This window comes from Acidovorax sp. LjRoot118, from assembly GCF_964253575.1.
Classification (GTDB): domain Bacteria; phylum Pseudomonadota; class Gammaproteobacteria; order Burkholderiales; family Burkholderiaceae_C; genus Acidovorax.
Genome location: NZ_CAXURB020000001.1, coordinates 3,198,277 through 3,210,183, shown reverse-complemented (window position 1 = coordinate 3,210,183; position 11,907 = coordinate 3,198,277). Strand labels below are relative to the sequence as shown.

13 protein-coding genes are annotated in these 11,907 nt (G+C 66.9%); 10 read left to right on the top strand and 3 right to left on the bottom strand.

The annotated features are described in order from the left end of the window. The first annotated feature begins 2 nt into the window (after positions 1-2). Complete coding sequence (locus ACSQ9E_RS15200) at positions 3-398, top strand: VOC family protein (RefSeq protein ID WP_436218332.1); 396 nt, start codon at positions 3-5, stop codon at positions 396-398. A gap of 41 nt (positions 399-439) precedes the next feature. Here ACSQ9E_RS15200 and ACSQ9E_RS15195 read toward each other — a convergent pair whose 3' ends face one another. The 3 genes from ACSQ9E_RS15195 to ACSQ9E_RS15185 are packed head-to-tail and all read right to left on the bottom strand — an operon-like array spanning position 440 to position 3,130. Beyond that, positions 440-832 (bottom strand): hypothetical protein, encoded by a 393-nt coding sequence (locus tag ACSQ9E_RS15195; RefSeq protein ID WP_436218331.1) that lies wholly within the window; start codon positions 830-832, stop codon positions 440-442. A 60-nt stretch (positions 833-892) separates the two neighbouring features. After that, positions 893-1,924 carry a Bug family tripartite tricarboxylate transporter substrate binding protein gene (locus ACSQ9E_RS15190; RefSeq protein ID WP_436218330.1) on the bottom strand — a complete coding sequence of 344 codons (1,032 nt, stop codon included), beginning with the start codon at positions 1,922-1,924 and terminating at the stop codon, positions 893-895. A gap of 60 nt (positions 1,925-1,984) precedes the next feature. Then, positions 1,985-3,130, bottom strand: a complete 1,146-nt coding sequence (locus ACSQ9E_RS15185) for a M20 aminoacylase family protein (RefSeq protein WP_436220227.1) — start codon at positions 3,128-3,130, stop codon at positions 1,985-1,987. A 300-nt stretch (positions 3,131-3,430) separates the two neighbouring features. Here ACSQ9E_RS15185 and ACSQ9E_RS15180 point away from each other — a divergent pair, with 300 nt between their 5' ends. The 9 genes from ACSQ9E_RS15180 (at position 3,431) to ACSQ9E_RS15140 (ending at position 11,890) form a co-directional block, all read left to right on the top strand. After that, on the top strand, positions 3,431-4,405 hold the full coding sequence (locus ACSQ9E_RS15180; RefSeq protein ID WP_436218329.1) for a LysR family transcriptional regulator: 975 nt from the start codon (positions 3,431-3,433) through the stop codon (positions 4,403-4,405). Between the two features lie 173 nt (positions 4,406-4,578). Continuing rightward, on the top strand, positions 4,579-5,391 hold the full coding sequence (locus ACSQ9E_RS15175) for an SHOCT domain-containing protein (protein WP_436218328.1): 813 nt from the start codon (positions 4,579-4,581) through the stop codon (positions 5,389-5,391). A 175-nt stretch (positions 5,392-5,566) separates the two neighbouring features. Continuing rightward, the gene (locus ACSQ9E_RS15170; protein ID WP_436218327.1) at positions 5,567-6,079 is read left to right on the top strand and encodes a hypothetical protein; all 513 of its coding nucleotides are present in this window, start codon (positions 5,567-5,569) and stop codon (positions 6,077-6,079) included. Between the two features lie 123 nt (positions 6,080-6,202). Further along, on the top strand, positions 6,203-6,451 hold the full coding sequence (locus tag ACSQ9E_RS15165) for a hypothetical protein (protein ID WP_436218326.1): 249 nt from the start codon (positions 6,203-6,205) through the stop codon (positions 6,449-6,451). Between the two features lie 353 nt (positions 6,452-6,804). Then, complete coding sequence (locus ACSQ9E_RS15160) at positions 6,805-8,700, top strand: hypothetical protein (protein WP_436218325.1); 1,896 nt, start codon at positions 6,805-6,807, stop codon at positions 8,698-8,700. 59 nt (positions 8,701-8,759) lie between these two features. After that, the gene (locus ACSQ9E_RS15155; RefSeq protein WP_057203386.1) at positions 8,760-9,068 is read left to right on the top strand and encodes a hypothetical protein; all 309 of its coding nucleotides are present in this window, start codon (positions 8,760-8,762) and stop codon (positions 9,066-9,068) included. Positions 9,069-9,312: 244 nt separating this feature from the next. Next, positions 9,313-10,401 carry a hypothetical protein gene (locus ACSQ9E_RS15150; RefSeq protein WP_436218324.1) on the top strand — a complete coding sequence of 363 codons (1,089 nt, stop codon included), beginning with the start codon at positions 9,313-9,315 and terminating at the stop codon, positions 10,399-10,401. An 87-nt stretch (positions 10,402-10,488) separates the two neighbouring features. Beyond that, positions 10,489-11,481: a N4-gp56 family major capsid protein gene (locus ACSQ9E_RS15145; RefSeq protein WP_057203384.1), complete on the top strand. Its 993-nt coding sequence runs from the start codon at positions 10,489-10,491 to the stop codon at positions 11,479-11,481. Positions 11,482-11,548: 67 nt separating this feature from the next. Next, entirely contained in the window at positions 11,549-11,890 is a 342-nt protein-coding gene (locus tag ACSQ9E_RS15140; protein ID WP_057203383.1) for a hypothetical protein, read from the top strand. The last annotated feature ends 17 nt before the right edge of the window (positions 11,891-11,907 follow it).

Sequence of the window (11,907 nt, the reverse complement as noted above, 5' to 3'; positions counted from 1 at the left end):
CCATGCAGATCAAACTCGCCAGCGTCCTCGTGGACGACCAGGAAAAGGCCCTGAAGTTCTATACGACCCAGCTGGGCTTCGTGAAGGACAAGGACATCCCCATGGGCAGCTTTCGCTGGCTCACCGTCAACTCGCCCGATGGGGTCGAGGGTGTAGAACTGGTGCTCGAGCCCATGGCCTTCCCACCCTCGGCTGCGTACCAGCGCGCGCTGTTCGAGGCGGGCATTCCGGCCACGGCCTTCATCACCAAGGACCTGGCGGGCGACTACGCGCGGCTCAAGGCCAATGGCGTGCAGTTTCGTGGCGAGCCGATGCGCGCGGGGCCGATCACGATGGTGCTGCTGGAGGACACCTGTGGCAACCTGATCAATCTCGTTCAACCCGATGAGGCTGGCTGAGCTGCACCGCAGCAAGCGCCCCTGCGAGCCCAGGTGCAGTCCTACCCCAGCGCCCTGATCACCGCCGCATGCGCCATCGCCAGCTCCGGCGAGGTGTGAAAGTGCCGCTGGTAATGCCCTGAAAAATCCGCCTCGGCCGAATGCTCCAGCTTGAGCATCTCGCGCACGCTGCGCGCCACGACGTGGGGCGCCTCGGCGGCGTCGGCATTATCGGGCTCCATGGCCTCGTCGAGCATCACGATCAGGCGGCTCAGGGGCTCCAGCCAGCGCATGGACTCGGCGTACGCCATGACCTGCAGGAACTCGCCGGCAGACTGGCGGCCGTGGACTTTCTCATAGTCGCGCCGCTCCAGCTCGATCAGGTGGCGGTGCAGCGCCAGCAGCGCGGTGCGCAGGGCCGCGCATTGTTCAGGGGTGGCGGGGGTGGTCGTCATGGGCAGGTCGTTGGAAGAACAAATAGGTCTGCCGCATGATCGCACGCCCTGACGAGGCGGTCAGTCTTTCATCTTGGCAAAGTCCACCAGCTTGGCGTATTGCGCCATGTCGTCACGCATCAGCGTGGCCAGGTCGGATTGGGGCGTGGGCAGCACCATGCCGGCGTCTTCGAGGCGGCGGCGCACGACCGGGTCCTGCAGGGTGGCCTTGAGGCCCTGGGTGAGCTGCTGGGCCAGGGCGGGCGGCAGGTTGCGCGGCGCTGCCATGGCGAACCAGCCGACCAGATCGTAGCCCTTGAGCAGCGGGTGCTCGGCCAGCGCTGGCACATTGGGCAGGGCCGGGCTGCGCGCGGCGCTGGTGATGGCCAGGGGCACCAGGCGCCCGCTCTGGATGAAGGGCAGGGCGGCGGTGGGCGAGAGCATCGCAAAGTCCAGCGTGCCGCCGGCCAGGTCGCTGGTGAGCGAGGCGGTGCCGCGGTAGGGGATGTGCGCCATGAAGATGCCGGCGCGCTGCTTGATGAGCTCGCCCGCGAAGTGCAGCGTGGAGCCCACGCCCGAGCTGCCGTAGCTGAACTTGCCGGGGTTGCGCTTGGCCAGGTCGATGAACTCGGCCAGGGTCTTCACACCCGTCTTGGGGCCTGCCACCAGCAGCACCGGGGCGGTGGCAATGAGACCGATGGGCGCCAGGTCCTTGAGCGGGTCGTACTTCTGCGCCGGGTTCACCAGGCCGGTGGCGGCCATCTCGTTGCTGGAGCCGACCAGCAGGGTGTAGCCGTCGGCCGGGCTGCTGACCACGCGCTGCGCGGCAATGGCGCCGGCAGCGCCGCCCTGGTTGTCCATGACCAGCGTGGCGCCGAGCCTGGGGCCCAGCGCGTCGCCGATGATGCGCGCGGCCTGGTCCACCGAGCCGCCTGGTGGGTAGCCAATGACGATCTTCACCGGCTTGGTGGGCCAGGCTGGCGCGCCCTGGGCCAGGGCGGCGGGCGCATGGCAGGCCCATGCCGCCACAGCCACGGCAAGCCCGAGGGCGCCCCGGCGCGTGGGCCGCACGGCGAGGAAGGGGGTCAACAGACGGGAGATGGGCATGTGCATGGTCGGGGGCCGTGGAGGTGAAGGGTTGCGAACAGGGTAAGGGGGCGGGGCAAGCAGGGATCAGGCCGGCGCTGCCAGAAAGCGCTCGGTCAGCTTGACCCAGTAGGTCGATGCCAGCGGCAGGCATGCGTCGTTGAAGTCGTAGCCGGGGTTGTGCACCATACAGCCGCCGCTGCCATGCGTATCACCCACGCCGTTGCCCACGATGAGGTAGCTGCCGGGGCATTGCTCCAGCATGAAGGAGAAATCTTCGCTGCCGGTCAGGGGCTGCAGGTTGGGCATCAAGCCTTCCTCACCCAGCCAGTCAAGCGCGACCTGGCGTGCAAAGTCGGTGCTGGCCACATCGTTCACCAGGGCCGGGTAGCGCCAGTGGTAGTCCACCTCGGCTTGCACGCCCAGCGTGGCGGCCTGGGCCTGTACCAGTGCGGTGATGCGCTCGCGCAGCATGGCGCGGATTTCGGGGCGGTAGGCGCGCACCGTCAGGCGCATGAGCACGCTGCCGGGGATCACGTTGGGCGCATCGCCGCCGTGGATGGCGCCCACGGAGATGACGGCCATCTCGCGCGGGTCCACATTGCGCGAGACGATGGTCTGCAGCGCCAGCACGATGTGCGCTGCCGCCACCACCGGGTCGGCCGCCAGGTGCGGGGCGGAGCCGTGGCCGCCCCGGCCCTTGACCGTGATGGTGACCGAGTCCGACGAGGCCATGAACGGCCCGCCCATGAAGCCGAAGGTGCCCACCGGGTGGCCGGGCATGTTGTGCAGGGCGAAGATGGCGTCACAGGGGAATTGCTCGAACAGGCCGTCCTCGATCATCTTGCGGCCCCCGCCCAGACCCTCTTCGGCAGGTTGGAAGATCAGGTGCAGCGTGCCGTCGAAGCTGCGCTCCTTTGCCAGGTGGCGCGCCGCGGCCAGCAGGATGGCGGTGTGCCCATCGTGCCCGCAGGCGTGCATCTTGCCCTGGTGGGTGCTGGCGTAGGGCAGGCCGGTTTCCTCGTGGATGGGCAGGGCGTCCATGTCGGCGCGCAGGCCCAGCACACGCGGGCTGCTGCCCAGGCGCAGCGTGCCCACCACGCCGGTGCCACCCAGGCCCCGGTGCACGGTATAGCCCCACTCGGCCAGGCGCGCTGCCACCAGGTCGCCTGTGGCGAATTCTTCGAATGCCAACTCGGGATGCGCATGGATGTGATGGCGCAGCGCCACCATCTCTGCCTCGATGGCGCGGATGCCGGGCAGCACTGGGTCGGCGGCGCAGGCGCTGCCGTGCGCATGGGCGAGCTGGTGCGGTTGCTGTTGTTGTTCGTTGTCTCGTTCGGTGACCTGGTTCATGGCGGTTCTTGGAGTGGTGTGCGGTATGCAGGCAAAGTCTAGAAACCCCACCCTCCCGGCGGCAGACAGGGGCTGCCATGCACCGTATGGCGGTGCTTGTCTTGCTGTTGTCACAGGGTTGTGCTGTGGCAGGGCTGCAAGGGCGGCCGGGGCCTGCGGGCACCCATAATGGCCACCATGAAATTGCACCAGATGCGCTACATCGCCGCGGTGGCCGCGCATGGCAGCATCCGCGCGGCGGCGCGTGCGCTGGGCGTTACGCAGGCGGCCGTCACCCAGGGCATGCGCGAGCTGGAGGCAGATTGCCAGCTGGCGTTGTTCACCCGGCACAGCGGCGGCATTGGCCTCACCCCCGCCGGGCGCGACCTGGTGCAGCACGCCCAGCGCATCCTGGAGCAAATGCACCAGGCCGAACAGGACCTGGCCCGCCACCGCGACGTGGGCGCGCCGCAGCGCCTGTCCATCGGTATCACGCCCTGGGTGGCCCAGACCCTGCTGGCGCGCGTGCTGCCGCCATTTCGCGCCGAGATGCCGCATGTGCAGCTGGAGCTGTTCGACGGCTTCTCGGCCCTGGCCTACCCCAAGCTGCGCGAGGGCAGCCTGGACCTGATGATCGGCCGCATCGCCGCGTCCGACGAGATGCTGGGCCTGCAGTCCACGCCGCTCTTCACCTACGAGGCCACCGTGATGGCCCGCGCCGGCCACCCGCGTGCGGGCGCATCGTCCATCCACGAATTGCTGGGCGATGACTGGGTGCTCAACTTCGGCCCCGGCGGTGAAAGAGAATTGATGGACCAGCTCTTCACCCAGCACGGCGCCGCAGTGCCGCGCCACCACATCCACCTGGCCCAGTCGGCCTCGCTGATGCTGACCCTGGTGCAAAAGACCGACATGCTCACCTTCTGCCCCTGGCCGCTGGCCGAGACCGCGTCGCTGCGCGGCAGCATGGTGGCGCTGCAGCTGCGCGAGCAGTTCGCTCCGCGCACCGTGGGCATCATCCGCCGCAGCAACGAAACCCCGTCGCTCGCTGCACAGCGCTTTCTGGCGCACTTTGCCGAGCAGGTGCAGGCCAGCGTGCAATCGGACGATGCGGAGCTGCGCCGGGTGTTCTACTCGGTGGAAATGGCGCCAGGCGTGGGCGCCGGGGTGTGATGCCGGGCAAGGCGGGGTTGCCTCTGCATCGGCCCTGCGCGGGCGCGGCCTTTGTCCTTTTGGTTCCTGTGTCATCCGCCGCCGCATCTGTGGCGTTGCTGTAGGCAGGTTCTATGATCATGCGGCTGCCTGGTGAGAGCCGGGCCCACACAACAAAGTCGAGAGGGAGACGCATGCAGGGACTTGCAAAAAATCTGGCCGTGGCCGCCATGGCGCTGAGCGCCGCTGCGGCCTTTGCCCAGCAGGCCACGAACATGGAGGCCATGAACCGGGGCGTGTTTTCCGATACGCCTGCACCGCCGCTCGGCGGCAGTGTGAAGGACGCGGCGGCCAAGAAGCGCGGAGCCCTCCAGCCGGGTACTGGCGATTTCTACCGCTTCGCCAAGCTGGAGGCGCAGCCCGTCAGCCGCGAAGCCGGTGCGATGGACGTGCGGCGCTGGACACTGTCGGCCCTGGTGAGCAAGGCCACGGGCGACGTCGACTTTTACGTGCACTACTACGAGATCTACCGCGCAAGCTCTTGGAAGGCGCTCTCGGTGGCGCAGACGGATGCGGGCGAAAGCCTCAAGCTCGGCCGCCTGGGCGCACGGGTGGTGTCGTGCCGCAACGGCTGCTCCTACGCGGAAGAAATTTTCATCGACCTCACGCCCGCCACCGTGGACCGGGCCCGCACGCAGCCCCTGCGCATACAGCTGTCGGGCCTGGGCGCCAACCCCACCCTTGTGGAGTTCGACTCGCAAACGGTGAACGACCTGGTGGCCAAGGCCAGCGTGGAGGCCGCGAAGTACCGCAAGGTGAGTGCTCCGGCGGCGGCGGTGATGCCGGTTGCGGCACCCGTGCTGGCACCGCCAGCCGCGCAAGCGCCTGCCGCTGCAGGGCCGGTTTCGGTGGCCGATGAGCTGCAGAAGCTGGGCAAGCTCCGGGCCGATGGCACGATCACCGAGCTGGAATTCCAGAACCTCAAGGGCAGGCTGCTGGCGAAGTGAACTCGGGCGGGTGCGCCGAGCCGGCCATTGTTTTATTGCACCTGTGCCACCTGCCCCTATGATCCAGGGATGGCAGTAGATCGCATTTCCCACTTCACGCACCGTTGCACCGCACCCTCGCAGGGCGCCGTGCATGGGATGCTGCTGCCAGCGCGAAAGAGGGCGGAAACCTAGCATGCCGTCCCCGGTGCCCCCCGTGGTGCCCAAGCGTCTCAGTACCTTTCCGACGTTGTGGGCGTTTCTGTTCAGCCGCCAGCGCTTCGCCAACATGGCGGCGGCGCATGACCTGGCCATCATCATCCAGCCCGCAGACCAGCTGGCGCGCTACAACGCGGGGGCATGGAGCACCGGCACCGAGCTGGAGGCCATGCGCCAGGCATCGCTCGCGCGCCTGCTGCGCACGCGCTCCCAGTTCTGGCGTTCGGGCCTGGCCATCGTGGGCGTGTTCATGCTGCTGGTCATCATGTACTCGGGTCTGGGCCGGCCGCTGGAGCTGGTCTTTCCGGACGACATGGGCAAGGTCCTGGCCGCCCTGGGTGCGATCTTCGCCACCTGGGGCTCGGTGATCCAGCTCACGGGCGTGGAGTCGTGGTCCGGCGAAAGCGCCGATGAAAAGCTGCGCAGCATGCTGTTCCAGACCATGTTCGTGCTGGGCGGGGCGTTTGCGCTGATTGGGGTGCTGTGGTGAAGAGGCGACGGTGTGACGGCGCTTGAGGGTTCGTGCAAACAGCTGCCTTGCCGCTGTTCAGCGACCGAGCGCCCGCCTGGATGCCTCTTCGGTTTTTCCCATCGACATTGAGTGAGCGTTTTCTTGCAGATACTCTTCCAGTTCTTCTACGGCATTCATCCATTGCTGCCCATTGCCTATCTGCTGCTTTTGGCCACAGGGCTTCTGGCGCCAGCGCTCTACTGTGCCGCCAGAAAAATCCCTTACTCGATCACAGTGATCTGGAGCCGCTCCAAGGCCGGGGATCGCTGGGCCAAAGCCGTCGTGGCGGTCTATGCGTTGTTCGCGGCAGTGACCTTGCTCGCCCTGGTTGCAGAATTGCTGCGGCGATAGTCGGGGCGGGTGTGGGCGGGTGTGGGCGCCGCAGCCGAACGCACCGATGCTGCACAAGCCTGAGCGCTCCAGGCCGCCCCGCAGCATTGCGCATCACATTGTTGGACAGGGGCTTGCGGGCGGTAGCTGGCGACAATCCGGCAGCCACCATTTCGCGCCTGCAACGGGCAGGTATCGGTACGGCTGAACTGATCCAGATAGTTGATCGCGTGCTGGTGTCGCCTGGCAGTGCGGACAGGGCTCGCCTGTTGCTTGGGTAGCCGGACGCTGGTGCCCCGCCCGGGCCAGGCTTTGGCGCCAGTGCTGCATCGCCCAATGAAAACGGACATGCAACCACCGTTCTCTCGGCCGGCATGGGTGGCCTGATCGCCAACACCTTGGGCAGAAAGGCGCTGGGCGAGGCGGTCGGCATTGCGCTGAACAACACCGTTCAGACCTTTGGTTCCGTCTATGGCGACGCGGCCGAAGAGGCCCACAGGACCGGCAACCCCATCGACCTGCCTGTGATGCTGACCGGTGCCACGGTCTCTACGGCCATCGACACGCTCGCGGACAGGATCGGCCTGGATGCCTTGACCGCCAAGACCTTCAAGGGCAATGCACTGGAACGCCTGGGCAAGTCCATGGGCGCCCAGATGGCAGTGCAGGGCGGCACCGAGGCTGTGCAGCGTGTGCCCGAGGAGTGGGGGGCCGGCCGTGATCCGTATGGCCAGGGCCAGGTGGCTCAGTACCTCGACGAAGCTGCTGCAGGCGCACTGTTCGGCATTGCGTCGGGCGCCAGGGGGCGAAGGCGCCCCGGGAGTGTCGATGCTGTGGCGTCCGTTTCTGAAGACGATGTTCCCGGAGGTGATATTCCGCCCGAGACGCCGTATCAGCCATCGCCGCACCTGCCTGCCCCCGAGCGTGAGAGTTCGGCAGGACCGAAGGAGTTGGGTGGCCATGGCCGCAGTCGGCACGGTGGTCCCAATGAAGCACAAGGTCGTGAGGCAGGCTGGCCACGTACCGACGATCTGCCCTTCGAGGCGCCGCAGGCCGCGACAGCGAGCGCCATGAAGTCCACGCCTGTGCAGGCGGATTCGGTGCAACGGGAGCGGGGCGCGCAAGACTCGCCGTCTGCAATGGCCGCCATATCCCGGATGGAGGTGCTGGACAGCGGTACCTTGGCCGTGCGGGGGGACCCCGTCCTCGTAGGTGAAGCACTTCAGCAGGCGGGAATAGCGCTCTCGGATATCTTTGCAAGTCCAGGCGGGGTGATGGTGGAGCCAGGCAGCGCGAGGCGAGCGCAGGAGGTTTTGTCGTTGTTGCCTGGGAAGCTTCTTGCCAGCAGGCAAGAGGTGTCTGAGCCGGCCGAACGCTCCTTCGATCCGTTGGGCGGCGCCGACGGTGCTGCACCAGCGTTGCCAACGCGCATGAAGTTGCTCAGCGAAGGGACCCTGTCGGTGGTGAGCAACGGGCAGTCGGCATTGGCACGGCTGAGAAAGGCTGGAATCCCCGAAGGCGATCTTCTCGAGATGCCTGGCAACCAGCTGCATGTGGCACCACGCAGCGCGTCGCGTGCAAAGAAAGTGCTGGCTCAGGAACAAGACGTCCCATTACCCGCCTTTGCGGAAAGGGCTGCGCCCCTTGGCGCGCAGGTGGCGGAATCCATGCAGTCCGGCATGGCTGGTGGGTATGCTGGATCGGAAGATCTCGCGATGCCGGATGTGGGCGATAGAACAGGCCCATCGATTGAAAGCGGTGAGGCGCAAGCCGATTCTCGCAAGGCGTTGTGGCCCAAGATGGGGGCTGACGGATTGCCCTGGGCTTCCCACGCCTACACGGTAGCTTTCGAGATGAAGTTGAAGCTGGAGGACTTTGGAAGAAGCCGGGCGGTGCATTTCAATCGCGCCAATGCGGCCCTTGATGGCGCCTTTGTTCTCGATCCTGAGTTTGCACAGATGATGGAGCGGCTGATCCCGGGTGTGATGGGTGCAGTGTCATCGACGGGGGGGCGCAAAACTCCTGCGGGTTGGGTGTGGGAGCATGCCTCCAGGTCGGCTGCTCATGGCGAGGCCGGTGTGATGCGCTTGGTCCCTCAGGAGCAACACACCCCTGGCTCGCCATTTTGGCGAGCTCTTCACCCCGACGATGGAGCTCGGGGTGGCTATTCGGAATGGGCAATCCCTGCGGGCGCGCCAGCCAACAAAAAGAAAAAGCCGAAAAACCGTGGAGAAGGGCCAGTCAATGGCCAGGCTTTGCCGGAAAGATAGTAAAAACAAGGCTCCGCTCACGACAGAGCTGAACCCCGATAAACCCAAGGAGGATTGAGATGGATCGCTACGCAGGCAAGCCCTTTCTGAGGCTGCTGGACAGCTATTTTCTGGACGTGATCGGCCAGTTGGGAGAGGCACAGAACGCTGCGTTGGTTGCCATGCAGCCGCGACTGGCCGCAGTGTACCGCGATCAGGGGTCGTGGCAGGAGATCGTGGCCAGGCAGATGGATTTTCCACCGGGCGTGACCGATCGGGTGCAGATGTTCTGGAGGAGCTACCAGGAGGTATGCCAGATCGACCGGCTGCAGCCCGATGCGCTCGCCTTTGTGGAGTCTTTCGTCAGCCAGAATTTTCCCGACATCTGATGGGAATCCGATAAATCAAGCCCGCCGAGTGCGGGCTTTTTTTTCGCTTGGCGTGCCGTGAAAAACCACCACCCTCATCACTCCTCTCGACTTGGCGGGCCGTTTGAAACGGCGGCATATATGCCACCCCTTCAGCGCGGTCGCCTCTTCGCGGACATTGCTTTCACGGGCGATGTGCCCGGTGTCAGCAACCACCACTGCCTCTGGCCCGCGCGGGCCATGCCGAAGAAGGATAGACCGCACCATGAACGCCACCGACAGCAGCAGCAACAGCAACCACTCCACCTCCGCCGCCAGCCTCGAATCCGACGAGGGCGCCGCCAGCGCAATGGATGCCGAGGACCAGATGGCACAGGCGCTGGATGCGCTGCGCCAGGAGCGTGTGGAAACGGGTGGTGATGCACAGGTGCCCACCTCCGCCATGCCGGCAGGCCCCGATGGGGACTTGCCCGCAGCAACGGCGATGGGCGCCGAAGCCACGGGCACCGATGCCGCGCAGGCCCGTGCGCGCGCACCTGCATCCAGCGCCGCGCAGCACACCGAAAGGGCCGGCAACCCCGACCCCGCCGAGCTGCTGCGCCGCACGCAGGAGGAGCTGCACAAGGCGCGCAGCGAGATGGGCCGCGTGGGCCAGCTCAACCGCTACCTGAACCAGGCGCGGGCCGAGCGCGACCGCCTGCTGCAGGAGAACGCCCAGCTCAAGGGCAGCGGCAAGGCCGCGCCGGGCGCTACCGCGGATGGATCCGCCGCCGCTGCCCGGCTGGCCGAGCTGTCCCAGAAGGTGCAGCAGTTCCCCGAGCTGCATGGGCTGGTGGGCGCCGTGCAGCAGGCCCTGCAGGCCGTGGATGCGCAGGCCGCGACGGTGGCCGAGCAGACCGCCGCCCGCATGGTCGAGCCGCTGCACGGCCTGCGCGCCGAGCAGGAGCAACGCGCGCAGGAGCAACGCAGCGCCGCCTACGAGGCCGCGATGCAGACCTTCCAATCCACTTACCCGAATGCCGTGGAGGTGGTGCGCAGCACGGACTTCAGCGCCTGGATCCACACCCAGCCACAGCCCATTCAGGCGGCCTTCTACCAGGGGCAGGACCCGGGCGAGGCCATCGCGGTGATGGACGCCTACGACGCGCACCTGCGCCGCGCGGGCCGTGCGCCCATTGCCCACTACCCCCAGCAGCCGGCCGCCCAGCGCGCCAGCGCCAATGCCGCGCGGCTGCAGTCGGCGGCGGGCCTGCCTTCGCGCGCCAGCGGCGCCAAGGGCGGGCTGCCCCCTGAGGACGACTTCGAGGCGTCGCTGGACTTCTTTCGGCGCCAGCGCCTGACGCGCGCGGGCTGACGCCCCCATGCGCTCCATGACAGGCGCTGCGGCCACCCGCAGCGCCTGGACACCCGTACCCAATTTTCCCGATGAGGAGCAATCGATATGACCGTTTACGGTGACATCACCCCCCGTACCGCCGCCTATGCGGTGGACAAGATGCTGGAGCGTGCCCAGCCCTCCCTGAACATGGCCAAATTTGCCGTGGTGACTGCCGTGCCCAAGGGCAAGACCAAGGTCGTCAAGTGGCGCCGCTATGGCCGCCTGGCGCCCACCACCACGCCGCTGACCGAGGGCGTGACGCCCGTGCAGGGCAACATCACCAGCACCGACGTGTCGGCCAACCTGGAGCAGTACGGCCAGCGCGTGCAGATCACCGACGTGATTGCCGACACGCACGAAGACCCGGTGCTCAGCGAACTGAGCGCCTCGCTGGGCGAGACGGCGGGCCAGACGCAGGAGCTGATCCTGTACAACACCATCAAGGCCGGCACGCAGGTGCTGTACGCCAACGGCGTGGCGCGCAACACGGTGAACACGACCATGACGGCCAACGTGGCGCGCCGCGCCATCCGCCAGCTCAAGGCGCAGGATGCGCGGGCGCTGACCACCGTGCTCAACGCCACCGACGGCGTGGGCACGCTGCCCATCCCGCCGTGCTACGTCTGCTTCGTGCACCCCAACGTGGAGATGGACCTGCAGAACCCCGCGTTCTTCCCGGCCGGCTACACGCGCATCCAGAACTACGGCACCTTCAAGCCGCTGTGCGAGAACGAGATCGGCTCGTTCGAGAACATCCGCTTCGTCTCGTCCACGCTGTACGCGCCGCTGGTCAACGCCGGCAACGCGACACTGAACGGCATGCTGGGTGGCACCGCGGTGGACGTGTACCAGTCGGTCATCGTCGGCAAGGAGGCCTATGCCACGGTGAACCTGTCGGCATCGGGCTCGGGCCTCACGCCCATCGTGGTCAACCCCAAGCCCAGCGACAGCGACCCCATGGGCCAGCGCGGGCATGTGGCTTTCAAGATGTGGTCGGCCGCGGCGATCCTGAACGACGCCTGGATGACGCGCATCGAGCACGGCGTGTCCGCCTGACCTTCGCTTCACATCGCAACCCAGGGGCCGGCAAGCCGCCGGCCCCATCCTTTGAAGGAGCACCCCCATGGCAAAAGCACAACCCAAGGCCGCCGCATTGGCCGAACCCACCGCCGGCACCGACACCGACATCGACGTGGCCGTGCAGCAGCACGGCTTCTCGGGCCAGACCTGCGAGATCAAACTCTTCAAGGGCGAGCTGCACGAACCGCAACAGCCGTTCTTCGGGCTCAACAACTACCAGATCCAGATCCAGCGCGAGCGCTGGGTGCGCGTGCCGGTGGAGATGGCCGACCACATCGAAGGCCTGGCCTACACGGTGCGCGAGGCCGACCCCGAAGAGCCCGAGAACATCGACAGGATGCGCTGGGTGGACAAGCCCCGCTTCCCCCTGCAACGCAAAAGCTGAGCGGGGAGGGCGCGCAC